Source organism: Cyanobium sp. NIVA-CYA 375 (genome assembly GCF_056108345.1).
Genome location: NZ_JBSYHW010000335.1, coordinates 1 through 701, shown reverse-complemented (window position 1 = coordinate 701; position 701 = coordinate 1). Strand labels below are relative to the sequence as shown.

Below are 701 nucleotides of genomic sequence, written 5' to 3'. Positions count from 1 at the left end.
TCAACGTCGACCCCACCACGACGCCGGTGCGCGTGCTGACCAACAAGTTCGAATCCAAGGGCCTCGAGCTCGAATGAACCGGCCCGGCATGCGGTTTGTCACCACCTTCCAGTCGCGCTTCGGCCGGGCCAAGTGGCTGGAGCCGGCGACCGACACCACGCTGGAGGAAGAGGCGCGCAACGGCACCCGCAAGCTGGCCGTGGCGACCCCCGGGTTCTCCGCCGATTGCCTTGAAACGCTGGAGGAAATCGCGCTGGAAGGGAAGGAGTCGTTCATCGAGGCCGGGGGCGAGCATTTCGCCGCGCTCGCCTGCCTCAACACCGGTGCGCCGGGCATGGCCATGCTGGAATCCCTGATCCGGCGCGAACTGGCCGGCTGGATCGCGCCATTAGGCTAAGACATACCGATACCATCGGATGCATATGGGGACCGCCATGCATCCCTTGCATGTCCCACGTGTTTGTCATCCCCGCGAAGGCGGGGATCCATGGCTAATACCTTTCCCTGGATTCCCGCCTTCGCGGGAATGACAAGGAAAGGGCGAGCGAGAGGGAGCGGGATGGTAAGTTTGCGATCAGAACAATCGCCTATGCCGTGCTACTGGCAATCATCCACCACCCGCGTCACCTCCGGCCAGGCGGGGAGGTAGAGCGCGGGCAAGCCGGCGGTTTCGACGGCGAAGCGCCCGCGCGAATAGACAA

General features: G+C 64.2%; 1 protein-coding gene. It reads left to right on the top strand.

The annotated features are described in order from the left end of the window. Positions 1-88 precede the first annotated feature (88 nt). Positions 89-397 carry a ferrochelatase gene (locus tag AC01FP_RS18425; protein ID WP_474482309.1) on the top strand — a complete coding sequence of 103 codons (309 nt, stop codon included), beginning with the start codon at positions 89-91 and terminating at the stop codon, positions 395-397. Positions 398-701 lie beyond the last annotated feature (304 nt).